We start from the raw sequence: 26461 nt of genomic DNA, 5'->3' as shown, positions 1-26461 counted from the left end.
GTCAGACGGCGGGGTGTGGGTGCAGCCGCAGGCCGGCCGAGGTGCCGATCGCCTCGCGCTGACCGCCGGAGTGCACGATCTCGGTGCCGTGCACGGTGAGCTGGCTTGCGTGCGCGCGCAGCGCATCCGTCACCACCGCGAGGTGCTGGGGCAGATCGAACCATTCTGCGTCACCCGCGGGTGCCTCGAGCACCTCGGCGAAGGCGGTGCCGGTAGCCGTGGTCGCGGCGCGGGCGGCATCGTGGGCGCGCACATGGTCGGGATGCCCGTAACCGCCGCCGTCGTCGTAACTGATCACCAGGGACGGTCGCAGCCGCACAATCAGGGCCGCGATGTCGGCCGTGACCTCGGCCAGCGGCGCCACCGAGAGGGCGTCGTCGGCGGCGTCGTCCGCCGGCCCGGCCAGGCCGGGGCGAATCCAGACCATGCCGGAGTCGCGGTAGCGGCGGGGCTCGAGGCCGTCGACCCTGGCGGGCGGCTCACCGAGCCAGAACCGTTCGGTGATGCCCAGGATGCCGGTGGCCCGTTCGAGCTCCAGTTCCCGTTCGCGCGCCAGCTCCTCGGTGCCGGCCAGGGCCGTGAGCGGACCGTCGACGACCTCGCCGCGTTCGCCCCGTGAGCAGGTGAGCAGGAACACCCGGCTGTCCCTGGCGACGAACTCGGCGATGAGTGCGCCGGTGGAGATGGTCTCATCGTCGGGATGGGCGTGCACGAACAGCACCGACCGCTGGCCGTCGAGCAGGCTCACGCGCAGACCGATACCGGCAGCAGGGCGCAGTAAACGTCGAGCAGGGACGCGGCGGAGCGCGACCAGTCGAAGGTCTCGGCGCGCGCGCGGGCCGCCAGCGACAGGCGCCGCGCCAGGGCGGGGTCGGCGAGTACGTCGGTGAGCGCATCCGCCCAGACCTGCGGGTCGCGCGACTCGATGAGCAGACCGGTGTCGCCGTCGAGCACAGCTTCGCGCAGTCCGCCCGTGCCCTGGGCGACGACGGGAACACCGCTGGCCGCGGCCTCCAGCGCCACCAGGCCGAAGGTCTCGGAGTGTGAGGGAACCAGCACCACCCGGGCGCCGCGGAACAGGGCCGCCAGGTCGACGCGGGACCGCGGACCGACGAAGCGCACCCCGTTCTCAATGCCGTGCCGGGCCGCGAGCCGGTTGAGCTCATCGATGTAGCCGTCGTAGTCGGCCGAGGCGTCACCCGCGATCACGAGCTCCGGCCTCAGGTGAGCCGGCACGGCGGCGATGGCCTCGATGGCCAGGTCGAGGCCCTTGAGTGGCTGGAGGCGCCCGGCGACCACCGCGTAACCGCGGTCCGTTGGCGTGGCCCGGTCCGCTCCGGCTGCTGCGGGCGCGACGGGATGGAAGAGGGACCCGTCCACGCCGGGCGGGACTATCGCGATGCGGTCCATCGACCCGCCGAGCCGACGCACGACGGTGTCGGCCTCGGCGGCGCTCACGGCCACGATCAGGTCCGACTCCCGGGCCAGCCAGGCTTCGCCGGCCATCCGCCCGCCGGATTCGGGCCGCTCGCCCGCCGACAGCGGGGTGGCCTCGTCGGCCGCGATGGAGTGGAAGCTCTGTACGTGCGGCACGCCCAGCTCGCGGGCCAGTGGCAGCATCGCCATGCCGGAGAACCAGTGATGCGAGTGGATGACGTCCCACGGACCCAGCGCGGCGGCCTGCGCGCGGAATTCGTCGATGAACCCCTCGTGGTCGCCCTTGGGCACCGAGCGGAGCGGTCCGGCGTCGAGGTAACGCAGGGTGACGCCGGCGCCCAGGCTCCGGGCGGCGGGCATCTCGGGGGAGGACCGTCGGGTCAGGATCTCCACTTGGTGGCCCAGCGCGGCCATGGCCTCGGCCTGGTGCCGCACCACGACATTCATGCCGCCGGCGTCCCCCGAACCGGGCTCGGCACCGGGGGAGGTGTGCAGGGAAACCAGGGCGATACGCAGGGGATCTGTAACAGGGGACACTACAGAATCTTATGACACCGGCGGATGCGTATGATGAGACCCAGTTGTATGCAATGTACGCCTACGACCGTCCAGTACCAACAACTTCGAGTTGGAGGGTCACGTGCGCGAAGCCCTGCGGTGCGCGATGGTCCCCGTGATGCTCGCCTGGCTGGCTACTCTCGAGCGCAAGTTCCGCGGCATCCCGGTGCCGGACGATGCTCCCCAGGCGCACTCGCCGGGAATCGACAGTGACCGCATCCTCATCGTCGGCGGCGGACCGGCCATCGGCTGGGGTGTGCTCAGCCACACCCTCGCACTGCCGGGCGCTCTGGCCAGGGCGCTCACGGCCCGCACCGGTCGCGGCGTGGATGTCGACGTGATCGCCCGGTCGAACATGACGCCGCGCAACGCGCCAGAGCACATCGACTTCGCCAACCTGTGGCGATACGACGCCGTGGTGCTCACCCTCGGCCTGTTCGACGCGGGCCGGCTCACGTCCACACGGGCCTGGCGCCGGGACCTCGCCAGCCTGGTTGAGCAGATCCAGCACTCGAGCTCCCTCGGCACCGAGGTCTTCGTCGCCGGGATCGCCCCGGTGGCGTTGATTCCGGCCTTCAGCGGCCCCTTCGGCGCACTGGCCGGCAGGCAGGCGCTGGAGCTCAACGCTGTGAGCGAAGACGTCTGTGCCGCTGTCGACCGGCTGACCTTCGTGAGGCTGCCCGGCACGCCGGTCGCCAGGTCCGGCCGGTTCCGGTCCGCGAGCGACTACGACCTCTGGGCAGAGGTGCTGGCCGAGCCGATGGCCGCCCCGCTGGAGCCCCTGCGACGCACCGATGGGGTGCCGGCACCCGAGGTGCAGGGCCGCACACCCGAGGAGATCGAACAGGCCAGGCACCGGGCGCTGATGGCGTTGAACCTGCTCGACACCGCACCGGAGGCGCGGTTCGACCGGATTGTTGCGCTGGCCCGCTCGTCGCTGGGCACCAGCGCGGCCGCGTTCACGGTGATCGACGGTGACAGGCAGTGGCACAAGGCGACGGTGGGCCTCGCGGTGTTCGACATTCCCCGCAGCGAGTCGTTCTGCACCGTCACGGTGCTCGAGTCGGCGGCTCTGGTTGTTCCCGACGCCCGGCTTGACCCGAGATTCCGGGACAATCCCCTGGTCGTCTCCGGTCCCCGGTTGCGCTTTTACGCCGGTTTCCCGATCGAATCGCCCTCGGGCGAACGCATCGGCGCGCTCTGCGTATACGACCAGAACCCCCGCTCCCAGGAGGACGTTGACCTGGTGTTGTTGCGCGAGTTGGCGCTGTTGCTGCAGTACGAGCTCTGGCAGTCGGCCGGCGCCGTCGACCGAGCCGACACCGCGGGGCCGTAGGTCCGGGCTCTTGGCGCCGTCTGCCCAGTGGGGTCGGCTCAGCGAATCGGTGGGGCGATGGCGTCCAGCGCCGGCTGGTGCAGCAGGCCGTTGGTGGCCAGGGCGCTGCCGTGCCACGGGCCGGCCGCGCCATCGGCCGAGGTGAACACGCCACCGGCCTCCTGCACAATAGGCACCAGGGCCGCCATGTCGTACGGCTGCAGGTCGAATTCGCCGGCGATGTCAAGGTGTCCCTCGGCGAGCAGCATGTACGACCACATGTCGCCGTAGGCCCGGGTGCGCCAGACCTGCCGGGTCAGCGACACGAGCCCGTCGAGCCGGCCGGCCGCATCCCACTGCTGGATACTGCCGTAGCTGAGGGACGCGTCCGCGAGGGTCTCGACGCCGGAGACGTGCAGACGGGTGGGCGCGGCCGCGGGACGGCGGGCATCGGTCGACCAGGCGCCGCCGCCGGTCGCGGCCCACCACCGCTTACCCAAGGCGGGGGAGCTGACCACACCGAGCACCGGAACCCCGTCGATCGCGAGGGCGATCAGGGTTCCCCAGATGCTGATGCCCCGCAAAAAGCCGGCGGTGCCGTCGATCGGGTCGATGATCCACTGCCGGGTCGTCGACCCCGCCGTGCCGAATTCCTCACCGAGGATTCCATCGCCGGGGCGCCGCTCGGCCAGGAGAGCCCGGATGGCGCGCTCGACCGCCTGGTCGGCATCCGTCACCGGGGTGCGGTCCGGCTTGGTGGTGACAACAAGGTCGAGGGCTTCGAATCGGGCCATCGAGATCGCGTCGGCCGCATCGGCCAGCTCGAGGGCCAGCGTGAGATCATCGGCGAGGGTGGGCGGCAGGGTCTCGGTCACGCTCCCCAGAATAGTGACTGGGGCGCGACACGCCGATGTCAGCTCTCGATTGGCGCGAGCGCAGAAACTGATGGTAATGTCTCATGTCGGCGGGGATGCCCCGCCTGAACGATATGCACAAAAATACGCACCTCTAGCTCAATTGGCAGAGCAGCTGACTCTTAATCAGCGGGTTCCCGGTTCAAGTCCGGGGGGGTGCACCACACGAAAGACAAGCCCGGCCGCGAGTGTGCGGCCGGGCTTTTCTGTACCCTCAAACGACCGATTAAGCTGTGAGCGGGCTGTGTGTGACGGGAGCGCCGGAACAGGCCGGTACGCCGACACGTTGTGCCCAGAGAATGTCCACGACACGAGGAGAGACACTATGAGCACAACCACTGAGAAGGCGACACTGGCCGGCGGCTGTTTCTGGGGCGTCGAGGAACTGGTGCGGAAGCGCGAGGGCGTTCTCTCCACCCGGGTGGGCTACACCGGCGGCGACACTCCCAACGCCACCTACCGCAACCACGGCGACCACGCCGAGGCGATCGAGATCACCTTCGACCCCGAGCGCACCAGCTTCCGGGAACTGCTGGAGTTCTTCTTCCAGATCCACGACCCGTCGACGAAGGACCGCCAGGGCAACGACCGTGGCCGCAGCTACCGTTCGGCGATCTTCTTCGCGGATGCCGAGCAGGAGCGCGTCGCCCGCGACACCATCGCGGATGTCGACGCATCCGGTATCTGGCCGGGCCCCGTCGTAACCGAGGTGGAACCTGTCGGCGACTTCTGGTTGGCCGAGCCCGAGCACCAGGACTACCTGCAGAACTACCCCAACGGCTACACCTGCCACTTCGTGCGGCCGGGCTGGGTCCTGCCGCGCCGTGAGCAGGCCGCCAGCTAACCAGCCCCCGGCGCGCGGCCCGGTCGTGCTCGCACTGCCGTTCGCGGGCCGGTGGCTGGCGGGCAACAGCCCGGCCCGACGCGTGCCGAGCCATGGCACCGACCTGCTCGGCGAGCGCTACGCGATCGACTTCACCGGGGTGGACGATCGCGGGCGCACGGCCGCCCACCGCGACTGGGGCACCTACGTCGGCACCGAACCACCGGAGCGGTTCTTCGCCTACGGGCGGGCGATCCTGGCACCGGCCGCCGGCGTCGTCGTCGAGGCGTTCGATGGCGAGGTCGACCACCCCGCTCGGCGATCTCAGCTGGCGCTCGTGCCATACGCCCTGGGCCAGGCGGCGCGGCTCCGGGCCGGAGTGGGAGCCATCGCGGGCAATCACATCGTCATCGAACTCGTCGGGGGTGCCGGGTTTCTGGCTCTCGTGCATCTGCGGGCCGGTTCCATTCGCGTTCGTCCGGGAGACACCGTAAACCCGGGGCAACCTCTGGCCGAATGCGGGAATTCCGGCAACTCGACCCAGCCGCACCTGCATCTGCAGGTGATGGACAGCCCGGACCTGTCTATCGCGCGAGGTCTGCCACTGGCCTTTCGGCGCTACCGGGAGTGGCCGGCCGGCGCGAAGCATCCAGTACTGCGGGACGTCGGTATCCCTGGCGAGGGCGCCACCGTCGAGCCCCTGCCGTCATAGTGGAGAGGCCTCGAGTTGGGCATCGACGGACTCGACGTCCAGGCTCAACGCGTGGTGTCCTGGCACCCCACCGGCTGAACACCTTTCGCCTCGGCGGGCATTGACAGCCGCCGACCCCCGGGCAATCGTGGACCCTTCACAGGGTCTTTCCGCCCGCCGGTGGGTTTCGCCGCTCGCGAGGGCTCCAGCGTCGTCCACAGAGGAGCCGCCATCATGGCAAATAAAGCGACCGCGAAGAAAGCGCCTGCGAAGAAAGCGCCCGCGAAGAAAGCGCCCGTCAAGGCAGCGCTCGCGAAGAAACAGACCGCGAAGAAAGCGCCCGTCAGGAAAGCGACCGCGAAGACAGCGCCCGTCAAGAAAGCACCCGTTAAGAAAACGCCCGCGAAGAAGGCCCCCGCCAAGAAGCCGTCCACCACGCGGTCGAGCACCGAGCGTCGGACCAGCGCGCACCACATCGTCGAGCACCCGAACGTGGTCGCGCGCGCCGCTCGAGGCAAGGCGGCGCGAGCAGAGACCCCCCGCGCCAGCCACAACGGGTGGGAGCCGGCCGCAGACCGCCCCGACCCCGTCGCTCTGATCGAGGAGCAGAATCGCACCCGGGTGCCCGATCTGGTGCCGGTGCGGCACGGGCGGATGATGGTCTCGCCGTTCACCTTCTACCGCGGCGCCGCCAAGATCATGGCGACCGACCTCAAGGACACCCCGCGCGCCGGACTCATCGTCCAGCTCTGCGGTGACGCCCATCTTTCCAACTTCGGCGTGTTCGCATCGCCGGAGCGCAACCTGCTCTTCGACCTCAACGACTTCGATGAGACCCTGCCCGGTCCCTTCGAATACGACGTGCTGCGCATGACGGCGAGCTTCACGATCGCGGCCCGCAACAACGGGTTCAATGCCGCGGACATCCGGAGTGTGACGCTGGAAGCCGTGCGCTCGTATCGGGAGGGGATGGCTCAGTTCGCCGCGATGCGCACCATGGACATCTGGTATGCCCGGATGACCGAGCAGGAGATGCTCAAGGCCATGGACATGGCCAGGGCCACCCAGAAGGACAAGGCGGCGCGGAAGGCGGCCAAGGGGCTGGAGAAGACCGCGCTGAAGAACGCCGCGAAGGCACGCTCCCGCGACAGCATGCAGGCACTGTCCAAGCTCGCCGAACTCGTCGACGGCCAGTACCGGATCATCAGCCAACCGCCGATCGTCATACCGGTCCGCGACCTCGCGGAGTCCCTCGGCCTGTCGTCCGACGATGTGCAGGCGGCGGTCCTGGAGCAGCTGAGGTCCTACCGCGAGAGCCTGCAGGACGACAGGCGCCGGCTGCTCGAACGCTTCGAGGTCGTGGATGTGGCCCACAAGGTGGTGGGTGTCGGCAGCGTCGGCAACCGGGCGTTTATCGCCCTGCTGCAGGGCCGCGACGAGCAGGACCCGTTGTTCCTGCAGGTGAAGGAGGCCACGGCATCCGTGCTCGAGGACCACCTGCCCAAGAGCGTCTACGAGCAGCCGGGGGAGCGGGTGGTGCAGGGGCAGCGGATGATGCAGGCCGCCAGCGACATCTTCCTGGGCTGGACCAAGGGAGTGCAGGCCGACCGGTACCTGTACTGGCGTCAGCTGCGTGACATGAAGGGCTCGGCGATCGTGGAGGCGATGGTGCCGATGGGGATGACTTTCTACGCGCACGCCTGCGGCTGGACCCTGGCCCGGGCCCACGCCAGGTCGGGCGATCCCGTCGCGATCGCGGCGTACCTCGGAAAGAGCGACACGTTCGACCGCGCGGTCACCGACTTCTCCAACCGGTATGCCGACCAGAACGAGAAGGACTACGAGGCCTTCCTCGAGGCCGTGCACACCGGCTGGCTGGAGGCCCGGGAGGGCGTCTGAGCCGCCTCCGCGGCTGCAACTGTTGCCCAAGCGGACAATTGTGCCCGGTGCGCCGGGCGCAATTGTTGCGGAACGGGAACAATAGCCGCCGTACGATGGCAGGACGCCCCGCAGCAGCGGCGGCACCGCAGCGGTACGGACGCGAGGAGACGACGACGTGGCGAAAGCACCCACCGTCTACGACGTCGCCGAACGCTCCGGCGTCTCCATCGCGACGGTGTCCCGCGTGCTGCGCTCGCCGGCTGCGGTGCGCGAGCACACCAGGGAGCGCGTGCTCGCCGCCGTGACGGAACTCGGCTACGTGCCCAGCGCCGCGGCCAGGGGCCTCGCCGCCCGGCGTACCAACGTGATCGGACTGTTCTTCCCCGGACATGACGAGACCGTGCCGGACCAGCCCGTCGACTCGGCGCGCGGAGACACCGTGCCGATCGTCGACGACGACTCCGACACCGCCTCCGACACCGAGAACCTCTACTTCGACGAGGTGCTCCGCGGCGCCGAGATCGAGGCCTGGCGCCGCGGCTTCGCCCTGATGGTGGCCGCGGGGCGCGGCTCGAGCCGTGAAGCCCTGGTCACCGACATCGCCGGCCGGGTGGACGGCCTCGCCGTGCTCGCCCGTACCGTGCCCGACGAGCTGCTCGCCTACGTGGCCCGACGCATCCCCGTGGTGATCCTGGCCGGTGCCCAGCGCGCCGATGACTTCGACCACGTGAGCGCCAGCAACGGCCCCGGTATGCGAACCCTGGCCAACTACGTGCTGCAGGACCATGGCGTGCACGACGTGGTCTACATCGCCGGACCCACCGATTCCCCCGACGACGCGGAACGGCTGACCGGGTTCCGCAACGCCCTCGCTGACTCCGGGGTCGCCGAACGCAACGTTCGCATCCTGCGCAGCGACTTCACCCGGGATGGCGGCCGGGCCACGGCCGCGCGGATCCTCGCTGCGGAACGGCCCCGCGCGATCCTCTGCTCCAATGACGAAACCGCCCTGGGCGTGCTCGACGTGCTCGAACAGCGCGGCATCAGGGTGCCGGAGGATGTGCTGGTCACGGGCTTTGACGGCATCACGGCCGGCCGGCATTCCCGGCCGAAGCTGACCACGGTGCACCAGCCGATGGTGGAGCTGGGCCGTGCCGCCGTGCATGCCATCACGGCCAGGCTCGACGACCCGAATCTGGAACCGCAGGCGTTCACCCTGCCGGTCGAGGTCGTGCTGCGGGAGAGTTGCCCTCGCGTCTGACCGGGCCGTGGCGCCCCCGCGACAAAAAAAGGTGCTTGCTTTCCCGCAATGTATGCGCATACACTCGAGTCAGATCTCGCGCCTCCCCGACGCGATCAGCTCAACGATGACTGAGGAAACCCGGTAGTAATGATGCAACCCACTCGATCTCGGCCCCGATCAGGGCCTCTCCGTCACTCCCCGGCGCGGCGGACGCTGGCACGGCGCACAGTGGCCGCCGTGGCCCTGGCCGTCGTCGCCTCCACCCTCGCCGCCTGCAGTATCCAGATCCAGAGTGCGCCGGACCCGTCCATCCCCGACGACACCATGCTCGTCGCGGCCGACAACGGTTCACCGCTTTTCGAGAAGAACTTCAACCCGTTCATGATCAACAAGCGGGTCGCGGCGTTCTACATGTACGAGCCGCTGATCGTGCTCGACAACCTCAACGCCGAAGAGCACCCGTGGCTCTCCACCGGTTACACCCAGCCGGACCCGTCCACGATCGTCTTCGACATCCGCCAGGGCGTGACCTGGTCCGACGGGAAGGCTTTCACCGCCGCCGACGTGGGCTTCACCTTCCAGCTGCTCAAGGACAACCCGTCCCTGGACCTGCAGGGTATCTGGAGCTACATCGACACCTTCGAGGTCGGCGCCGACACCGTGACCGTGCACCTCACCGCACCGGATGTGCCCGCCGCCCAGCTGATCGCCTCGACCACCCTGATCGTGCCCGAGCACATCTGGGCGAAGGTGGAGGACCCCACCACCTGGCGGAACCCCGACCCCGTCGGCACCGGCCCGTACACGCTGGGCAACTTCGCGCCGCAGCAGTACACCGTGGACAAGAACCAGGAGTACTGGCAGGCCGACACCGTCGCGGCCGAGCACCTGATCCTGCCGGCCACGAACACCCAGCTCGATGTGGCCACGAAGGGCTACGACTGGGCCTACTCCTTCATCAGCGATGTCGAGGGCGCCTGGGTGGATGCCGGCAACCAGAACACCTACTGGTTCCCGCCGGGCGGCACCATCGCCCTGTTCCCCAACCTCACCAAGGCGCCGTTCAACGACGTCAACGTGCGCCAGGGGTTGTCCACGGCGCTGGACCGCGGCATGGTCGGTGACGCCGCCGCCGAGGGCTACATGGACCCGGCCGGCCAGACCAACATCCTGCTGCCCAACCAGGAAGATGTTCTCAACCCCGACATCCCCGACTCCGGCTTGATCACCCAGGACACCGCCAAGGCACTGGAGTATTTCGCCGCCGCCGGTTACACCCAGCAGGGCGGCAAGCTGCTCGATGGATCCGGCGTCCAGCTCAGCCTGACCATCACCACCGCGGCCGGCTACAACGACTGGCTCAAGGGTGTGCAGGAGGTGCAGAAGCAGTGGGGCGCGATCGGCGTCGACGTCAAGGTCGAATCCCCGCAGCCCGCCGCCTACACCCTGGCTCTCCGCAACGGCGAGTACGACTTCGCCATGGGCGCCACCGGCGGCACCGGCAACACCTTCCGCGACTTCAACAACCTGCTCTCCAGCGAGTGGGTCAAGCCCGTCGGCGAGGAGGCCAGCAACAACTTCGAGCGCTTCAGCGACCCGGCAGTCGACGAGATCCTCGCCGACTACAAGGTTGCGCTGGACCCCGTGGTGCAGGCCGACCTGGCCAACCAGCTGCAGCAGGTCGTCTACGACCAGATCCCCTCCATCAGCCTCTACTACGGCGGCTCCTGGGGCCTGTTCAGCGACGCGAAATTCACCGGTTGGCCCAGTGCCGCGGAACCGTACGCCTCGCCCAAGACCTACGAGTCCACTCCGCTTCTCGTTCTCACAAATCTGAAGAAGGTCAATGATGACTAGCACCACGGCGGCGCCCCGCGGCGCCGAGAGCCGCCCTCCAACGAGGCCAGGCCCCACGGATGCGGCGCACGCGCCGAGCCCGATCGCCACGTCCCTGGGCTTCGTCGCCCGCAAGCTCGGCCTGTTCGCTCTCACCCTGTGGGCGGCCGTCACGGTCAACTTCCTGTTGCCGCGGCTGATGCCCGGCACGCCGGCGGATGCCGCGCTGGCCAAGCTCGCCCAGAACGGCCCCGTCTCTGAGGCCACCAAGGCCGCCATCGAGGCCCAGCTCGGTGTGCCCACCGGCAACATCTTCGAGCAGTACCTGGCCTACCTGCACCAGGTGGTCACGCTGGACTTCGGTATCTCGTACACCTTCTACCCGCAGAGCGTCGGGGAGCTGGTCTCGGCCGCGCTGCCGTACACCCTCGTGCTGGTGGGCCTGGTGACCGTGGTCGCGTTCGTCCTCGGCACCCTTCTCGGCGTGCTGGCGGCGTGGAAGCGCGGCACCTGGCTCGACAGCGTGCCCACCCTGGTGGGGTCGTTCATGAGCGCCTTCCCGTACTTCTGGACGGCGCTGCTGCTGCTCTTCTTTGCCGGCTACGTGCTGAGGCTCTTCCCCACATCCGGCGCTTACGGGCCCACGGCCGAGCCGAACCTTTCGTTCGAGTTCTTCGGCGACGCGCTCTACCACGGGGTGCTGCCGGCGCTGACGATCCTGATCACCTCACTCGGCGGCTGGATCCTGGGAATGCGCAACACCATGATCTCCACCCTCGGCGACGACTACGTGACCTTCGCGGAGGCGAACGGGCTCAAGCCCCGCACCATCGCCCTCCGCTACGCAGCGCGAAACGCCATCCTGCCCAACCTCACCTCCTTCGGCCTGGCCCTCGGCGGTGTCGTTGGCGGCTCGATCCTGGTGGAACAGGTCTTCGGCTACCCCGGTATCGGCTACCTGCTCTTCAACGCCGTCACCAACCAGGACTACCCGCTCATGCAGGCACTCTTCCTGATGATCACCGTGAGCGTGCTCATCGCCAACTTCCTCGTCGACATTTTGTACGGCGTGCTGGACCCGAGGACCCGACGATGACAACCTCACTGCCCCCCACAACCGCTGCCATTCGCGCACCCATCACGGCGATCGGCGAGGCACCCTCAGCCTGGAAGGTCGTCGTCCGTGTCGCCTCCACGGTGTGGAGCAACGGCAAGGCCCGCATCGGCCTCGTCATGCTCGCCCTGTTCGTGCTGCTCGCGATCTTCGCCCCGCTGATCGCGCCGTACGGCGCCAGCGAGACGGGCTTCGAGCGCAGCGCAGACGGCAGCGCCGCACACTGGCTGGGCACCACCGCCGCCGGTGAAGACGTGCTGAGCCAGCTGCTCTACGGCGCCCAGGTGAGTATCTTCGTCGGCCTCGTCGCCGGGCTGCTTTCCACCATCATCGCCGTGCTGATCGGGCTCAGCTGGGGCTACGTGCGCGGGTTCGGCGCCGACGTGATCAACTTCATCGTCAATCTGTTTCTCGTCATCCCCGGCCTGCCGCTGATGATCGTCATCGCCGCCTACCTCTCCGGCGGCGGCATCGGCATGATCATCGTGGTCGTCGTGATCACCGGCTGGGCGTGGGGCGCCCGGGTGCTGCGCAGCCAGACCCAGTCGCTGCGTTCCCGCGACTTCGTCACGGCGGCCGTGTTCAGCGGCGAACGGCCGTTCCGCATCGTGTTCCGGGAGATCCTGCCGAACATGACCTCACTCATCGTGGGCAACTTCTTCGGCGCCGCCACCGCGGCGATCCTCGCCGAAGCCGGCCTCGAATTCCTCGGCCTGGGCGACTCCACGGTGGTGAGCTGGGGCACGATGCTCTTCTGGGCCCAGAACTCCAACGCCCTGCTCACCGGCCAGTGGGCACTGCTGTTCGCCCCCGGCCTCTGCATCGCGCTGCTGGCCACCTCCCTCACCCTCATCAACTTCGGCGTCGACGGCATCAGCAATCCGCGCCTCCGGGAAGGAACCAAGCGATGACCCCCGCACCGTACGCACAGACCCCGCCCGCCGCCAACACGACCCTGCTCGAGGTGCACGACCTGTCGGTGCACTACGGCTACGGTGCCGGCGCCACCAAGGCCGTGCAGAACGTGTCCTTCCGCCTGGCCCACGGCGAGTTCGTCGGCCTGGTGGGGGAGTCCGGCTCGGGCAAGTCCACCCTCGGCTTCGCGCTCACCGGGCTGAGCAAGCCCCCGGCGCACATTGAGAAGGGCCGTATCCTCTTCGGCGGCAAGGACATCGCCAGCCTCGACGCCGAACAGCTGCGCGAGCAGCGCCACGGCGGCATCGCGATGGTGCTGCAGTCCGGCATGAACGCGTTGAACCCGGTGCGCAGCATCCGCAACCACTTCGTCGACATCTTCCGCGCCCACGGGCACGTCGACCGCTCCCGCTGGACCGCCCGGGCCACCGAGCTGATCGGCAAGGTCGAACTGACCCCGCAGGTGCTCGACAGGTTCCCTGGCGAGCTCTCCGGCGGCATGCGTCAGCGGGTCTCCATCGCCCTGGCGCTCTCGCTCGAACCCGAGCTGATGGTCTTCGACGAGCCCACCACGGCGCTGGACGTCCTGGTGCAGCACGCCGTGATGAACACCATCATCGAGCTGCAGAAGTCCGAGAACTTCACTGCCATCCTGATCAGCCACGACTTGGGCATCGTCCTCGAATCCGCCCAGCGGGTGATGGTGATGCACGAGGGCCGCATCGTCGAGGATGCCCCGGCCCGACAGATCCTGGAGAACCCGCAAGCCGACTACACCCGGATGCTGCTCTCGCACTACGCCGACCCGCGGGCCGAGGTGGTGGAGCTGCCCGGTTTCGCCGACCGGCAGCAACGCAAGGCCGAGGGGGCTTCGCGCACAGAGGCGGCCACCCACACGCCCACGGTCTCGCCGCGCACCCTTCGCGCCGACCAGCACGCCATGATCGTCGAGAACGTCTCGAAGATCTACCCGGCCCCTCGCCGCGGCGAGGCGCCGGTGCGCGCCGTGGACAACGTGTCGTTCACCCTCGAACCCGGTGCCGCGCTGGCGCTGGTGGGGGCCTCCGGCTCGGGCAAGTCCACCATCGCCAAGCTCATCACGGCGGTGGAGAAGCCCACCAGCGGTCGCATCCGTTTCGGTGACCTCGACGTGGGTTCGCTGAACCGGCGGCACTTCCGCCGGTTGCACCGCGACGTGCAGATGGTGTTCCAGGACCCGTACTCCGCGCTGAACCCGCTGCACACCGTGGAGTATGCGCTCACCCGGCCGGTGATCAACTTCACCGGGCTGCACGGCACCGACGCCCGCCGCCGGGTGCTGGAACTGCTCGACATCGTGGGCCTGAACCCGGTGGAGGAGTTCGCGGCCAAGCTGCCGCACCAGCTCTCCGGCGGGCAGCGCCAGCGTGTGGTCATCGCCAGGGCGCTGGCCAGCGACCCGCAGGTGATCATCGCCGACGAGCCCGTCTCGATGCTCGACGTGTCGCTGCGCGCCGGCGTGCTCGCCCTGCTCGAGGACCTGCGCGAACAGTGGGGGGTGAGTCTGCTCTACATCACCCACGACCTGCTCTCGGCCCGGGTGGTCACCGACAACATCATGGTGCTCAACGGGGGAGCGGTGGTCGAGACCGGCAACACAGCCGACGTGCTGCGCAACCCCCAGGATGAGTACACGATCCGGCTGCTGGACGCGATCCCCAACCCACGTAAGGTCGTCGCGTGACCGCGCCGTTCGGCGGCCTCGCCCTGGCCCCAGAGCTCGAGCACTTCACCGTCGACACCGCGGCCGGGCCGCTCACCGCGTTCCGGGTGCTGCCCGCGGGCCCGCGCCGCGGTGTGGCCCTGCTGGTGCCCGGCTTCACCGGCTCCAAGGAAGACTTCAGGCTGCTGCTGCCGCTGATCGCGGCGCACGGCTGGGAGGCCGTGAGCTACAGCCAGCGCGGCCAGGCCGACTCGGCCGCCCCGGTGGGCATCGAGAACTACCGGCTCGAGGACTTCGCGGCGGATGCCATCACCGTCGCCCGGTTCGTCGGCGACGGCGGCCCCGTACACCTGGTCGGCCACAGCCTGGGCGGCCTCGTCGCCCGGGCCGCGCTTCTGCACAGCATCTCCCAGGCGCAGAGCCTGGCCCTGTTCACCGACCTGACCATGCTCTGCTCCGGTCCCGGCGGCCGGGCCGGAGTACATGCGGCGAATGCCGCCCTGGTGGCCGAGCAGGGCACCCTGGCGGTCTGGGCGCTCGACCACCCGGAGGGCAGCCCGCTCACCGCGGACGACATCTTCGTGCGCGACCGCCTGATCGCCTCCTCGGTCGACAACATCCTCGGCGGTGCCCGCATCCTGGACAGCACCCCCGACACCACCGACGCCGTGCGGGCCAGCACGGTGCCCACCCTGGTCGCGCACGGCGACGCCGACGACGCCTGGCCGATTCCGTCGCAGCGGCTGATGGCCGAGCAACTCGGCGCCCAGTACCGGGTGATCCCGCAGGCCGGGCACCTGCCCAACCTCGACAATCCCGGCTTCACCGCCGCGATGCTCGACGATTTCTGGGCATCCACCAGCTGATTCTTCATCTTTACACCGCACCACCGCTACCCAAGGAGATCCTCCATGCTCACTTTCCCCCAAGGCTTCCTCTGGGGCGCCGCGACCGCCGCCCACCAGATCGAGGGCAACAACGTCAACAGCAACTGGTGGCCCAAGGAACACGCCGAGGGCACCACCATGGTCGAACCGTCCGGTGACGCCGCCGACAGCTTCCACCGCTACCGCGAGGACATCAAGCTGCTCGCCGACCTGGGCCTGGATTCCTACCGGTTCAGCATCGAGTGGTCCCGCATCGAGCCGGAGCGCGGTTTCGCGTCCCGATCGGCCGTGGACCACTACCGCCGGATGGTCGATACCTGCCACGAGTTCGGCATCGAGCCGGTCGTGACCCTGATGCACTTCACGGTGCCGCGCTGGTTCGAGAACGACGGCTTCTGGCGGGCTCCCGATGCCGCCGACCTGTTCGCCCGGTACACCGAGCTCGCCCTGCCCGTCGTGGCCGAGGGCGTCAACTACGTCTGCACCATCAACGAGCCCAATATCGCCGCGATGCTCGCCGGCGGAGAGGACGCCGCCAACCTGGTGGCGCACGGCCTCGCCAACCCTGACCTGCAGGTGGCGGATGCCCTGCTGCTCTCGCACCAGCGCTCCCGCGAGGTGCTCAGCCAGGTACCGCACCTCAAGACGGGCTGGACCGTCGCCACCCAGGCCTTTGTGGCCGTGGACGAGGAGGGCGCAGCGGAGAAGCTCGTGGAGTACGGCCACCCGCGCGAGGACTGGTACCTGGAGAACGTGAAGGGTGACGACTTCGTGGGCGTGCAGGCGTACACCCGCACCTTCATCGGACCCGAGGGCCCCCGGCCCGTCGCCCAGGGCGTGGAAACCACCCTCACCGGCTGGGAGTTCTTCCCGCCGGCCGCCGGCATCGGGGTGCGCGCCGCCTGGGAGCTGACCGACCACGTTCCCGTGATGGTCACCGAGAACGGCATCGCCACCCAGGACGACAGCCGCCGCATTGCCTACACGCAGGGCGCCCTCGAGGGGCTGCACTCCTGCATCGAGGACGGCATCGACCTGCTCGGCTACCTGCACTGGTCAGCGCTGGACAACTACGAGTGGGCCTCCGGCTTCGCACCGACCTTCGGCCTGATCGGCTGGGACAAGCAGACCTTCGCGCGTACCCCCAAGCCCAGCGCCAGCTGGCTCGGCGAGGTCGCCCGCCGCAACGGCCTGGAGCCGTCGGTCGCCCCCGCCGCCTGACCTGCCCTGCAACTGTTGCCGATGCGGACAATTGTGCCCGGTGCGCCGGGTGCAATTGTCCGGAACGGGAACAGCTAGGCGGGATGCCGCGCGGCTAGACGAAGCGCTCGAGCACCGTGCCCTCGCGCATGCGCTCGACGCGCTTCACGTGCTTGGTGATGTCGCGCACCCCGCGATACACCGCGAGTTCGGCAACATCCACCACCTTGGTCGAAGCGTGCGACCGGGTCGGATGCGCGAACTCCTCGATCGACTGGAAGCTGTCCCGTCCGCGCGGCTCGGCGCTGAATCGCTGCGCGAAGCCGGTGTTCACGCTGGTGAGCTCGATGTCGGCCTCGTGCGCGGTGACCAGGCTGCGGGTGTCCACCGTGATCACGGTGTGGGCGTCGTCCCGGTAGGAGCGCGCGGCGAGCAGCTCGTTCAGCCGCGGCTTCTGCAGGAAGAAGAACACCCGGTCGTTGAGCATCGTGTACCACTCGCTGGGGGAGAGGTCCTCCAGCGCGGCCGCCAGCGATGACTCGTGAATCGCCTTCTGGTGCCGGATGACGGCGGTGCCGTAGTCCGGATGTTCCAACTCCAGCGACTCACCACGCCGCTTGGTGAGGATCGCGGCCTGCGGTGCCCCCTGCCGCACGCCCCATCGGGTGACCAGCGAGGCCGTGCTGAGCAGTCCGTGCCGCTCGATCGACGGCCACGACCCATCCGCTGCCACGTGGTACAGCTCGGGGTAGAGGCGGATCAGGTCCTTGGAAAGCACGGGGCAAGCGTACCGCGGCTCCGCCGGCCGACCGGGGTCAGAGGTCGAACGCGAGCCGGGCGCCGAGGGCGAGCATGAGCACAGCGATAGCGCCGTCGAGCACCCGCCAGGCACCGGGGCGCGCGAAGATCGGGCGCAGCAGACGAGCCCCGAAGCCGAGGCCGGTGAACCACAGGATGCTAGCCGTGATGGCGCCGCCGGCCCACCACCAGCGCTCGGCGGGGTCCTGTTGGCTGGCCACGGCGCCGAGGAACACCACGGTGTCAAGGTAAACGTGCGGGTTGAGCCAGGTGAGGGCGAGAACCGTGCCCACGGCGACCCGCATCCCGGTGCTGCCCGAGGACCCGGTCACCAGAAGCGCGCCCGGACGGATGGCCCGCCGCGCCGCCCACAGGCCGTAACCGACCAGGAAAGCGGCCCCGACCAGTCGCACGACCACCATGACCGCCGGTGCCGCCGCCACCAGGGCACCCATTCCCAGCACGCCAGCGAGGATGAGAGCCGCATCGGACAGAGCGGCAATGGCCACCACCGGCGCGATCACCCGGGTGCGGCCCTCGATGCCCAGCCGCAACACGAACGCGTTCTGGGCGCCGATGGCGATGATGAGGGACAGACCCGTGACCAGGCCCAACAGCGCGGGGAGGAGGGTTGTCGCAGGTGTCATTCCTCCAACGCTAGGGAGTCGCGGTGATTCAGTCCAGCTACGTTTTCTTAGGATGCGTAAGCTGGTCTTATGCAACGCTTCACCCTCGACCAGCTGGAGACCCTGCGCGCCCTGGTACAGGACGGCACCTTCGAGAAGGCCGCCCGCCGGCTGCACGTCACGGCGTCGGCGGTCTCGCAGCGGGTCAAGGCCATGGAGCAGTCCTGCGGCCGGGTCCTCGTGCAGCGCACCACCCCGGTCTGCCTCACGGCCGCCGGTGCGGTGGTGCTGCGCTACGCGCGCCAGGTCGAACTCCTGGAGGCCGACACCGAGCGAGCGCTGCGCGAGAACGGGTCCGCCGAACGGTCCGTGCAGATCTCCCTCGCCGTGAACGCGGACAGCCTGGCCACCTGGTTCCTCGGCGCGCTCGCCGGGGTGGCCGACGAACTCGACATCACCTTCGACCTGCACCGCGAGGACCAGGAGCACACGATCTCGCTGCTGCGCTCCGGCGCCGTGATGGCAGCGGTCACCTCCGACCGCGAATCGATCCAGGGCTGTGTCACCGAGCCGCTGGGCCGGATGCGCTACCGAGCAGTCGCCACGCCGGCCTTCGTGACCCGCTGGCTCGCCCACGGACTCGCCGCGTTGCCGGAGGCGCCCGTGGTCACCTTCGACCGCAACGACGACCTGCAGGACGCCTTCCTGCGGGCGCACGCCGGCGGGCCCGGTGCCCCACCCCGTCACGTCATCCCCACCTCCCACGATTTCGCCCGCGCAGTGCTGCTGGGCATGGGCTGGGGAGTGCTGCCCGAGCAGCAGTGTCTGGACGAGATCGCCGACGGCCGTCTGGTGGAGCTGGCGGCGGCGCATCCGGTGGACGTGCCGCTCTACTGGCAGCGCTGGAACCTGTCGTCGCCGCTGCTCGACGCGGTTTCGACCGCGGTGCGCGTTCAGGCTGAGCGGACGTTGCGGCCGCTCACGGTCTGACCCTCCGAACGGCCCTACAGGTCCGTGTGCGCCAGCGGCAGGCCGCTGAGGCTGGCCCGGATCTCGACGCTCCGAATCTGGTCGAGGGTCACATCGGTCGACGCGGCGAGGTTCTCGGTGCTCGGGCTCGTCGCCGTCCAGGTCGCGAGCACCGTCGCGGTGCCGTCCTGATCGGTCATCACCATGTCGTAGTCCTGGGGCCCGTTGTCCTTCCAGAGCTGATTGAGGTACACGCACGACCAGTCGAACCGGGTGCCCCAGTCGGTGTCGGTGATGGTGAGGGCCGCGGTGAGGGCGTCGGCCTCCACTGGCTCCATGGCAACGACCATCGTCGGGGCCGGGTCGGCGGGTGTGGGCGGTGCGGTGGCGGACGGTGCGGATGAGGGCGGTGCGGCCTCGAGAGTCGCCGGCGTGCCCAGGGTGGCGCCGAGGAACCCGCCGCCCAGGGCGAGGCCGGCAGCGACGGCCGTGCCGGCCATGGCCAGACGCAGCCGGTTGCGCCGCGTGCGGGCGACGGCCGCCCCGGCGAGCCGCTGCACAGCTCCGGGCTGGTGCGGCGCGGCGCGCAGATGCGCGTCACTCAGAGGTGCAGAGGCGGCGATCTCGGTAGGCGTGGTTTCGGTGAGCGCAACGGCCTCCGCCGCGGGCAGGGCCGCCAGGATGCCGGGCAGCCCGGCGAGTTCGGCGACGGCGCCGGCGCAGGCGGGGCAGGTCGGCAGGTGGCGTTCGAAGGCGTGCCGGTCTTCGGGGCTGAGCGCGCCGAGCAGGTAGGCGGCGTCCCACTCGCGGAAGCGGTCGGAGGTCATTCGGTGACCCCTCTTTCCTGTAGGGCGAGCCGCATTGCTCGCAGGGCGTAGTGCAGGCGGGACTTCACGGTGCCCTCCGGCACCTGTTGGTGGAGGGCGATTTCCGCGATCGACTGCCCGAGGTAGTAGGCGCTCACCAGCACGGTGCGGTGCTCGGGAGTGAGCGCGGTGAGGGCATCCGTCAGCAGCCAGCGATCCAGGATGGCCTCGGTGGCGTCGGTCGACGACCTCTCCGGCAGGTCATCGGTCGCGATCTCACGGGCGTACCGAGCGCTCCGTCTGTCGTCGATGACGAGGTTGCGGGCCACCGTGAACAGCCAGGCACGAGCGGCGTCGTCATCCCGGTTCAGCAACGCCGGCCGCGTCCAGGCGCGCAACAGGGTCTCCTGCACCACGTCCTGCGCGAACCCGTAATCCCCGGTCAAACGCACCACGTACCGAAACAGTGCCGGCCCGTGGGCGTCGTGCAGCGCCCGCAGGAGCTCCGCGTGTGGCTCTGCCACGGTCACCTCCCGGTCTGCCCGATGCCCACAATGAACACGGCTCTGCTGGACTAATTCTGCGCGACGAAGAGCTCGAACTCGACGGAGCCGGCATCTTCGACCGAGACGAAGCCGAGGTCGGGGGCGTCGACGCCGTAGTCACTGAAGGTGATCGGGATGCTGCCGACAACCTGGCCGCCGGCCTCGGTGAGCGCGGCCTGCAGCTCCACCGTGACCGGCTGGGTGACGCCGTGCAGGGTGAGTTCGCCGGTGGCGCTCAGGGTCTGCGCGACACCGGCCACGGGGGCCTCGAGGGTGACCGGTGCGGTAAGCGTGAAGGTGGCGGTCGGGAAGTCGTCGGCTTCCATCGCGGAGTCCCGGAAGTAGGCATCCCTGGCGCCTTCGTCGGTGGCGATGCTCGCCACGTCCACCGTGATCGTGGCGGCGGTGAGCGAGAGGCTGTCGACGGTGAGCTCACCGGAAACGTCGGTCGTGCGACCGGTCACTGTCACGTCGTTGCCCTGCAGCACCTCGTCGACCCGGTAGCCCGCGAAGGAGTCCGCGGCCACGCTCCAGGTGCCGGAGAGGTCGTCCGCGTTGACCTCGGTGGCCGCGCCGGCATCCGTCGGGCCGGGGGTGCCCGCGGCGATGGTGGGGGCCGCCTCGACGGTGCTGTTGGCGTAGTCGGCATAGACCGCAGGCCCGAAGGCCAGGGCGGCACCGCCGATGACGACAACTCCGCCCGCAATCCACAGCCCGATCTTCGTCTTTTTCTGCATGTCACCCTCGTTCATGGTCTTCGCGTGTAATTGGCGAGCGGATGGTGGTCATCCACTCTGTACAACGAGATGGCAGGCCAAAAGGTTCAGACCGGTTCACTTTTTCGAAAAACTAGCCGGTTCGACCGCTGATGCGGCGGCCCAACTCGGCCGCGGCGTGCTCCACGGCGGCGGCGAGCTCCGGCCAGCGTTCCGGCGGCACGCTGGACCGGGCGAAGGTCACGGCGATGCCGGCGGCGGGCCAGCCGCTGTGGTCGCGAACGGCCACCGCGACGGATGCGAGACCCAGGGTGACGTCGCCGTCCTCCGCCGCGTAGCCCTGCGCGCGCACCTCGGACAGGAGCCGGCTCAGCTCGCGATAGCTACTCACGCCGCCCGGCGCCGGGGTGTCGCCGCCGTCGCGCTGCACGAAGGCGGACGGGTCGGGGAACAGGGCCCGCACCTGCGCGACCGGCAGCGTCGCGAGCAGCGCCCGGCCGCTGGCCGTGAGGTGGCTGGGCAGGCGCACACCGACATCCGTCACCAGGGCGGGGCGGCGGGGAGCGCGCTCCTCCACGAGGTAGATCACATCGCGACCGTGCAGCACGGCCAAATGCGCGCTCTCGCCGATGGTGTCGACGAGCGCGGCCAGGATCGGCCGGCCCAGCCGGGCCAGGGGCTCCTGCCGGGCAAAGCCGCTGCTCAGCTCGAAGGCGGCCAGGCCGATGCCGTACCGACGGGCCTCGGGAAAGTGCAGAACGAAGCCGAGCTCGGTGAGCACGCCGAGCAGCCTGTAGACGGTGGACCGGGGGAGCCCGAGCGTCTGCGCGACGGTCGACGCCGGTACCGGCCCGCGCTGGGCGGCCAGGTGGGTGAGTATCTGCAGGGTGTGGCGGGCGGCGGGCACATCGGCCTTCGTGGGCGCCGCCCGGCTCTCAGCAGGCACGTCCACGGCGCCCCGGCTCAGCTGTCATGCGACGAGGCTATCGTTTCGACGAGCCCCCGGGGCGCAGGCCGGTTGCCGGTTCGGCAAGCCAGTTTGTCGCCGTGCCGCCTACGAGGGAGGATGCAGTCATGCACACCAACGACACCGCCCGTGAACCCCAGGAGCCCGACGCAATAGGAGACTTCTGGGATCAGCGCTACGCCGGAAATGAGACCCTGTGGAGCGGCCGGCCCAACGCCGCGCTGGTCAGCGAGACGCACCACCTGCGGCCGGGGCGGGCCCTCGACGTCGGCTGCGGCGAGGGCGCCGATGCCCTCTGGCTGGCGGCACAGGGCTGGGACGTGACGGCGCTGGATGTCTCCCGAGTGGCACTCGAGCGCGCCGCCCGCCAGGCCGACCTCGTGCGAGCCGACCTGGTCGGCGGCACGGTGCGCTGGCTGCACGCCGGACTCGTCGAGGCGGCCCTGCCGGCGGCGAGCTTCGACCTGGTCTCCGCGCAGTACCCCGCCCTGTTGCGCACGGACGAGAATATCGCGGAGCGCGCCCTGCTGGATGCCGTCGCGCCCGGGGGTGTGCTGCTCATAGTGCACCACCCCACGCCCACCGCCGCTGAGGCCGCCGCGCACGGTTTTGATCCCGACCTGTACGTGAGCCCGGCCCAGGTCGCGGCCCTGCTGGACGACACCTGGCGGATCGAGGTCGACGAAACCCGGCCCCGCCACGTGGCCACCGGTGCCGGTGCCCACCACACCGAAGACGTCGTGGTGCGGGCGCGGCGCCTGCACTGACCGGGCTCAGCGTTCCCTGAGCGTCGCCACGGTTCCCACCGGCGCCGCCCGCGTACCCAGCCGGCTGGGGGTGGGCTCTGCCGGGTTCTGGCTCACCACCAGCACCCGGGACCCGCACAGGTGGATCTCGTCTACCACGGTGCGGCCGCTCCGCAACAGGTCGGCGAGGCTGGGCGGCAGGTCCAGGTCGTCGATGCCCGGCGAGAAGGCGCCCGCGGCGCGGGAAGCGGGCCGCGGCGGCAGCCCGAGCAGCTCTGCGGCTCGATCGTTGTAGAGCACCAGATCGCCGGCGCCGTCCACGAGAATCAGCCCCTCTGGCACCGAGTTGACCACGGAGTCGTTATGGACGAACAGTCGGGCGAGTTCTTCCGGCCCCCAGCCCAGGGTGACCCGGCGCAGGTAACGTCGCAGAACCCAGGTGGCCAGCGAACCCGCCAGGAGCAGGGTGAGCGTTATCGCCAGGATGGCGGGCAGCCGGGCGTCGAGGGCGATCTGCAGGTTGCTGGTTCTCACGCCGGCGGCCACCATGCCCACCACTTCGCCATCGGAGTCGAGGATCGGCACCACGGCGCGCACCGACGGGCCGGGGGTGCCCGGCGTGACGTCGGTGAACGACATTCCGGCCGTGGCGGGGCCCGTGCGGCCGACATACTGCCGGCCGATTTCGGCGGGGTCCGGGTGCGTCCAACTGACCCCCGCCGGGCTCATGATCGTGATGAAGTCCAGCGCGGCGTCCCGGTTGACCTCGAGCGTGTACGGCTGCAGCGCCGCCGTCGGATCCAGCGATGTCGCCGCCGTCACCACGAACGGGCTGTCGGCGATCGCGGCCGCTACCGCGAGCAGCCGGTCGGCCCTTTCGGAGTAACCGCGGTCCCGGGCGTCGACGAAGGCGGCAGTGCTCACGAACACGGCCAAAGACACTATGAACACAGAGTGAGCGACGAACAGCCGGCGTGTAATGCTCCACCCGTGCATCGTTCGCACCCATCCTTCCCGGCCGCACCACTGGGCCACGTCGTCGTGACCATCCTGACCTCTAGGGAGAACGTACGCCCAGACCGCCGCGCCGGGGCCGGTGCCCCTGGCGTGCTGATCTGAGTCGGGGCGCTTTATCCCTGCTGACCAGCACATGAGAGTGCACGTTGTGGGTCGGCGAGTCGGGGGTCCAGGGGTCTGGAGTGCCCCACCGTGGTAGGCTCGGTGACGGTCTTCCGACCCTTCACCAGGACGCGAACGCGTAGCCCCCAGCTCGACTGGGACGGCCGCGTGCGTACGGTGAGGCCCAGACGGACGCGATCCCATGGTCGCTCCAGCCCACGCCGTTTCTCGGTGTCGAGGCCGGTCTCGGCCTACCCGTCCGACACAGCGAGCCCCGTGTTGTCGACCGCTCAGGCGGTCTATTCGGCGTGCTCCGGAGAATCCGTGACCGAAATCATCGCCGTCAAGGCAGAAGTACCCGCCAGCGAGGCGGAGCAGAGAGAAACTGCAGCAGCAGTAGCACCGGGAATCGCCGTGAAGGCGGACAGGCTCTACAAGGCCTTCGGCCGCAAACCGCACGACATCGTCAAGAAACTCCAGAGCGGCGCGAGCCGTGACGAGCTCGCGCACCTGGGAACGGCCGCCGTCATCGACGCTTCCTTCGAGGTACAGCGTGGTGAGATCTTCGTGGTGATGGGCCTCTCCGGCTCGGGCAAGTCCACCCTCATCCGCATGCTCAACGGCCTGCTCGAGGCCACCAGCGGCACTGTCACCGTCGGAGACACCCCGATCACCGGCATCCCGGCGGCCAAGCTGCGGGACGTGCGCCGTCAAAGCATCTCGATGGTCTTCCAGCACTTCGCCCTGCTGCCCCACCGCACGGTGATCGATAACGTCGCCTACGGCCTCGAGGTGCAGGGCATGCCCCGTGAGGAGCGCCTCGCCAAGGCGCGCACCATCATCCGCCTGGTGGGACTGGACGGATGGGCCGACAATCTGCCCTCCGAACTCTCCGGTGGCATGCAGCAGCGCGTCGGCCTCGGCCGGGCCCTGGCCGCCGACACCGACGTTCTCCTGATGGATGAGGCGTTCTCCGCCCTGGACCCTCTGATCCGCCGCGAAATGCAGGAACAGCTGATCGAGCTGCAGGCCGAACTCGGCAAGACCATCATCTTCATCACCCACGACCTCAACGAGGCCATGTTCCTCGGCGACCGCATCGCCGTGATGCGCGACGGCCGGATCGTGCAGATCGGCACGCCCGAAGAGATCCTCACCGACCCGGCCAACGATTACGTCGCCCAGTTCGTGCAGGATGTCGACAGGGCGCGGGTGCTCACCGCCGGCAGCGTCATGGAGCCGGCGCGTTCGGTGGTCACCGTCACCGCCGGCCCGCGTGCGGCTCTCCGCACCATGCGCGACCTGCAGACCTCGGCCACTTTCGTTTTGCGCCGTGACCGCAGCTTCGCTGGGGTCGTGCGCGACCGGGACGTGCTCAAACAGGTCAAGGCCGGCGACGGCGACCTGCGGGCCATCATCCTGGACGCCACCGCGGTGGCCGCCGACACCGCCTTGGTCGACCTCGTCGAACTGGCCGTGGAGAGCGACCTGCCCATCGCCGTGGTCGACGATCGCAACCGTTTGCTCGGCGTGATCCCCCGGGTGACCCTGCTCGCGGCTCTCGGCAATGTCAGTCCGACGACCGGTGAGCTGCCGGTGATGGAACCGCCGGCCACCATCTCGATGAGCATCATCACCGAAACCCTGCGCGAAACCGCGTCGGAAGGAGTACAGCCGTGAACGACTTCCGGATTCCCCTCGGCTCCTGGGCCGATACCTTCATCGACTTCATCACCGACACCTTCGGGTTCTTCTTCGACTTCGTGCGCGCCATCTTCAGCGGCGCCTACGACCTCGTCGACCTCATTCTGGCCACACCGCCGTTCTGGGTGATCATCCTCGTGGCCGCGGCGCTGGCACTGATGATCCGCGGCTGGAAGTTCGCCGTGGGTACCGTCGTCGGCCTCGTTGTCATCGTGGGTGTCGACCAGTGGGAGAACGCGATGGACTCGCTCGCCCTGGTGCTCGTCGCGAGCGTTCTGGCGATCCTGTTCAGCGTGCCGCTTGGCATCCTCTCGGCCAAGTCCGGCGTGGCGTCCAGCATCATCCGCCCGATCCTCGACTTCATGCAGACCATGCCGGCCTTCGTGTACCTGATCCCCGCGCTGATCCTGTTCCGCGTCGGTGTTGTTCCCGGCATCGTGGCGACGATCATCTTCGCCATGGCTCCCGGGGTTCGGCTCACCGAACTCGGCATCCGCAGCGTCGACAGTGAGGTGGTCGAAGCCGGCCAGGCCTTCGGTGCGTCACCGTGGCGCATCCTGCGTCAGATTCAGCTGCCCCTGGCGATGCCCACCATCATGGCCGGAATCAACCAGGTGATCATGCTCTCGCTCTCGATGGTCGTCATCGCCGGCATGGTCGGCGCCGGCGGTCTCGGCCAGCAGGTCGTGGCCAGCCTGAACCGCATCGACGTGTCGCTCGGCTTCGAGGCCGGCCTCTCCGTGGTGATCCTCGCGATCTTCCTGGACCGGCTCACCGCGGCTCTCGGCAACGGGAACACCCCGATCAGCAGGGTGCTCGCCGCTCGCAAGCGCCGCGCCCACCCGGTCCACGCTCCGGCCGCGGCCGTCGCCGTGGAACCGACCGTGGCCCCGGCCGTGACACCGACGCAGGCCGCCGAGCGCGAGCCGTCCCGCGTCTAGCTCCGCCC

At 69.3% G+C, this 26461-nt stretch carries 25 protein-coding genes and 1 tRNA gene; 16 read left to right on the top strand and 10 right to left on the bottom strand.

The features are described 5' to 3' along the window. Position 1 precedes the first annotated feature (1 nt). Both E3O57_RS06190 and E3O57_RS06185 read right to left on the bottom strand, forming a co-directional pair. Positions 2-748, bottom strand: coding sequence for a PIG-L family deacetylase (locus E3O57_RS06190; protein ID WP_241990326.1), 747 nt, complete (start codon positions 746-748; stop codon positions 2-4). Further along, positions 745-1974: a glycosyltransferase gene (locus E3O57_RS06185; protein WP_103479393.1), complete on the bottom strand. Its 1230-nt coding sequence runs from the start codon at positions 1972-1974 to the stop codon at positions 745-747. Before E3O57_RS06185 ends, E3O57_RS06190 begins: the two co-directional genes overlap by 4 nt. A 103-nt stretch (positions 1975-2077) precedes the next feature. On the opposite strand from E3O57_RS06185, the gene E3O57_RS06180 reads away from it, so the two are divergent. After that, positions 2078-3331, top strand: coding sequence for a GAF domain-containing protein (locus tag E3O57_RS06180; RefSeq protein WP_133159780.1), 1254 nt, complete (start codon positions 2078-2080; stop codon positions 3329-3331). 38 nt (positions 3332-3369) lie between these two features. Here the strand turns inward: E3O57_RS06180 and E3O57_RS06175 are convergent, their stop codons facing one another. Beyond that, the gene (locus E3O57_RS06175; RefSeq protein ID WP_241990325.1) at positions 3370-4185 is read right to left on the bottom strand and encodes an inositol monophosphatase family protein; all 816 of its coding nucleotides are present in this window, start codon (positions 4183-4185) and stop codon (positions 3370-3372) included. Between the two features lie 127 nt (positions 4186-4312). Between E3O57_RS06175 and E3O57_RS06170 the strand changes: the two genes are divergently transcribed. The 11 genes from E3O57_RS06170 to E3O57_RS06120 all read left to right on the top strand — a co-directional run bounded on the left by E3O57_RS06170 (position 4313) and on the right by E3O57_RS06120 (position 16537). Next, positions 4313-4388 (top strand) — tRNA-Lys (locus E3O57_RS06170). A gap of 161 nt (positions 4389-4549) precedes the next feature. Continuing rightward, positions 4550-5068: a peptide-methionine (S)-S-oxide reductase MsrA gene (msrA, locus tag E3O57_RS06165; protein WP_103429733.1), complete on the top strand. Its 519-nt coding sequence runs from the start codon at positions 4550-4552 to the stop codon at positions 5066-5068. Positions 5069-5093: 25 nt separating this feature from the next. Further along, positions 5094-5759 (top strand): M23 family metallopeptidase, encoded by a 666-nt coding sequence (locus E3O57_RS06160; RefSeq protein WP_241990324.1) that lies wholly within the window; start codon positions 5094-5096, stop codon positions 5757-5759. A 213-nt stretch (positions 5760-5972) separates the two neighbouring features. Next, positions 5973-7637, top strand: coding sequence for a DUF2252 domain-containing protein (locus E3O57_RS06155; protein WP_103479390.1), 1665 nt, complete (start codon positions 5973-5975; stop codon positions 7635-7637). A gap of 157 nt (positions 7638-7794) precedes the next feature. Further along, positions 7795-8880: a LacI family DNA-binding transcriptional regulator gene (locus tag E3O57_RS06150; protein ID WP_103461554.1), complete on the top strand. Its 1086-nt coding sequence runs from the start codon at positions 7795-7797 to the stop codon at positions 8878-8880. 219 nt (positions 8881-9099) lie between these two features. Then, positions 9100-10719: an ABC transporter substrate-binding protein gene (locus E3O57_RS06145; RefSeq protein WP_241990323.1), complete on the top strand. Its 1620-nt coding sequence runs from the start codon at positions 9100-9102 to the stop codon at positions 10717-10719. After that, a complete protein-coding gene (locus E3O57_RS06140) occupies positions 10712-11794 on the top strand; it encodes an ABC transporter permease (RefSeq protein WP_370289861.1) in 1083 nt (360 codons plus the stop codon). Before E3O57_RS06145 ends, E3O57_RS06140 begins: the two co-directional genes overlap by 8 nt. Then, on the top strand, positions 11791-12723 hold the full coding sequence (locus E3O57_RS06135; RefSeq protein ID WP_103461553.1) for an ABC transporter permease: 933 nt from the start codon (positions 11791-11793) through the stop codon (positions 12721-12723). Before E3O57_RS06140 ends, E3O57_RS06135 begins: the two co-directional genes overlap by 4 nt. Beyond that, positions 12720-14450 carry an ABC transporter ATP-binding protein gene (locus E3O57_RS06130; protein ID WP_103479389.1) on the top strand — a complete coding sequence of 577 codons (1731 nt, stop codon included), beginning with the start codon at positions 12720-12722 and terminating at the stop codon, positions 14448-14450. Before E3O57_RS06135 ends, E3O57_RS06130 begins: the two co-directional genes overlap by 4 nt. Next, positions 14447-15295, top strand: coding sequence for an alpha/beta fold hydrolase (locus E3O57_RS06125; protein ID WP_103479388.1), 849 nt, complete (start codon positions 14447-14449; stop codon positions 15293-15295). The genes E3O57_RS06130 and E3O57_RS06125 overlap by 4 nt, the downstream gene beginning before the upstream one ends. Positions 15296-15340: 45 nt before the next feature. After that, positions 15341-16537 carry a glycoside hydrolase family 1 protein gene (locus tag E3O57_RS06120; RefSeq protein WP_103461550.1) on the top strand — a complete coding sequence of 399 codons (1197 nt, stop codon included), beginning with the start codon at positions 15341-15343 and terminating at the stop codon, positions 16535-16537. A gap of 94 nt (positions 16538-16631) precedes the next feature. Here E3O57_RS06120 and E3O57_RS06115 read toward each other — a convergent pair whose 3' ends face one another. Together E3O57_RS06115 and E3O57_RS06110 are read right to left on the bottom strand one after the other, a co-directional pair. Further along, positions 16632-17294 carry a hypothetical protein gene (locus tag E3O57_RS06115; RefSeq protein WP_103479387.1) on the bottom strand — a complete coding sequence of 221 codons (663 nt, stop codon included), beginning with the start codon at positions 17292-17294 and terminating at the stop codon, positions 16632-16634. Between the two features lie 37 nt (positions 17295-17331). Further along, entirely contained in the window at positions 17332-17961 is a 630-nt protein-coding gene (locus tag E3O57_RS06110) for a LysE/ArgO family amino acid transporter (RefSeq protein WP_103461548.1), read from the bottom strand. Positions 17962-18030: 69 nt separating this feature from the next. Here E3O57_RS06110 and E3O57_RS06105 point away from each other — a divergent pair, with 69 nt between their 5' ends. After that, positions 18031-18930 (top strand): LysR family transcriptional regulator ArgP, encoded by a 900-nt coding sequence (locus E3O57_RS06105; RefSeq protein ID WP_103479386.1) that lies wholly within the window; start codon positions 18031-18033, stop codon positions 18928-18930. A 14-nt stretch (positions 18931-18944) separates the two neighbouring features. On the opposite strand, the gene E3O57_RS06100 is transcribed toward E3O57_RS06105, so the two are convergent. The 4 genes from E3O57_RS06100 to E3O57_RS06085 form a co-directional block, all read right to left on the bottom strand. Then, positions 18945-19736, bottom strand: a complete 792-nt coding sequence (locus E3O57_RS06100; RefSeq protein WP_103479385.1) for an anti-sigma factor — start codon at positions 19734-19736, stop codon at positions 18945-18947. Next, entirely contained in the window at positions 19733-20239 is a 507-nt protein-coding gene (locus E3O57_RS06095) for a sigma-70 family RNA polymerase sigma factor (protein WP_103461849.1), read from the bottom strand. The genes E3O57_RS06100 and E3O57_RS06095 overlap by 4 nt, the downstream gene beginning before the upstream one ends. Before the next feature lie 50 nt (positions 20240-20289). After that, positions 20290-20997, bottom strand: coding sequence for a YceI family protein (locus E3O57_RS06090; protein WP_103479456.1), 708 nt, complete (start codon positions 20995-20997; stop codon positions 20290-20292). A gap of 112 nt (positions 20998-21109) precedes the next feature. Next, a complete protein-coding gene (locus tag E3O57_RS06085) occupies positions 21110-21922 on the bottom strand; it encodes an IclR family transcriptional regulator (RefSeq protein WP_241990322.1) in 813 nt (270 codons plus the stop codon). Positions 21923-22050: 128 nt separating this feature from the next. Here E3O57_RS06085 and E3O57_RS06080 point away from each other — a divergent pair, with 128 nt between their 5' ends. Then, positions 22051-22710, top strand: coding sequence for a bifunctional 2-polyprenyl-6-hydroxyphenol methylase/3-demethylubiquinol 3-O-methyltransferase UbiG (locus E3O57_RS06080; protein WP_103461544.1), 660 nt, complete (start codon positions 22051-22053; stop codon positions 22708-22710). Between the two features lie 6 nt (positions 22711-22716). Here the strand turns inward: E3O57_RS06080 and E3O57_RS06075 are convergent, their stop codons facing one another. Continuing rightward, positions 22717-23613: a PAS domain-containing protein gene (locus tag E3O57_RS06075; protein ID WP_165787939.1), complete on the bottom strand. Its 897-nt coding sequence runs from the start codon at positions 23611-23613 to the stop codon at positions 22717-22719. 603 nt (positions 23614-24216) lie between these two features. Between E3O57_RS06075 and E3O57_RS06070 the strand changes: the two genes are divergently transcribed. Both E3O57_RS06070 and E3O57_RS06065 read left to right on the top strand, forming a co-directional pair. After that, entirely contained in the window at positions 24217-25488 is a 1272-nt protein-coding gene (locus tag E3O57_RS06070; protein ID WP_088458059.1) for a glycine betaine/L-proline ABC transporter ATP-binding protein, read from the top strand. After that, complete coding sequence (locus E3O57_RS06065) at positions 25485-26453, top strand: proline/glycine betaine ABC transporter permease (RefSeq protein WP_088456672.1); 969 nt, start codon at positions 25485-25487, stop codon at positions 26451-26453. The genes E3O57_RS06070 and E3O57_RS06065 overlap by 4 nt, the downstream gene beginning before the upstream one ends. Positions 26454-26461 lie beyond the last annotated feature (8 nt).

The organism is Cryobacterium sp. TMN-39-2, assembly GCF_004402745.1.
GTDB lineage: Bacteria > Actinomycetota > Actinomycetes > Actinomycetales > Microbacteriaceae > Cryobacterium > Cryobacterium zongtaii.
This window is presented reverse-complemented; position numbering and strand designations above follow the sequence as displayed.

Bases quoted from the DNA above. Each gene is read 5' to 3' on its own strand.
- msrA (WP_103429733.1), top strand. From the start codon at position 4,550: ATGAGCACAACCACTGAGAAGGCGACACTGGCCGGCGGCTGTTTCTGG.
- E3O57_RS06155 (WP_103479390.1), top strand. From the start codon at position 5,973: ATGGCAAATAAAGCGACCGCGAAGAAAGCGCCTGCGAAGAAAGCGCCC.
- E3O57_RS06140 (WP_370289861.1), top strand. From the start codon at position 10,712: ATGACTAGCACCACGGCGGCGCCCCGCGGCGCCGAGAGCCGCCCTCCA.
- E3O57_RS06135 (WP_103461553.1), top strand. From the start codon at position 11,791: ATGACAACCTCACTGCCCCCCACAACCGCTGCCATTCGCGCACCCATC.
- E3O57_RS06130 (WP_103479389.1), top strand. From the start codon at position 12,720: ATGACCCCCGCACCGTACGCACAGACCCCGCCCGCCGCCAACACGACC.
- E3O57_RS06120 (WP_103461550.1), top strand. From the start codon at position 15,341: ATGCTCACTTTCCCCCAAGGCTTCCTCTGGGGCGCCGCGACCGCCGCC.
- E3O57_RS06110 (WP_103461548.1), bottom strand. From the start codon at position 17,961: ATGACACCTGCGACAACCCTCCTCCCCGCGCTGTTGGGCCTGGTCACG.
- E3O57_RS06105 (WP_103479386.1), top strand. From the start codon at position 18,031: ATGCAACGCTTCACCCTCGACCAGCTGGAGACCCTGCGCGCCCTGGTA.
- E3O57_RS06100 (WP_103479385.1), bottom strand. From the start codon at position 19,736: ATGACCTCCGACCGCTTCCGCGAGTGGGACGCCGCCTACCTGCTCGGC.
- E3O57_RS06090 (WP_103479456.1), bottom strand. From the start codon at position 20,997: ATGCAGAAAAAGACGAAGATCGGGCTGTGGATTGCGGGCGGAGTTGTC.
- E3O57_RS06080 (WP_103461544.1), top strand. From the start codon at position 22,051: ATGCACACCAACGACACCGCCCGTGAACCCCAGGAGCCCGACGCAATA.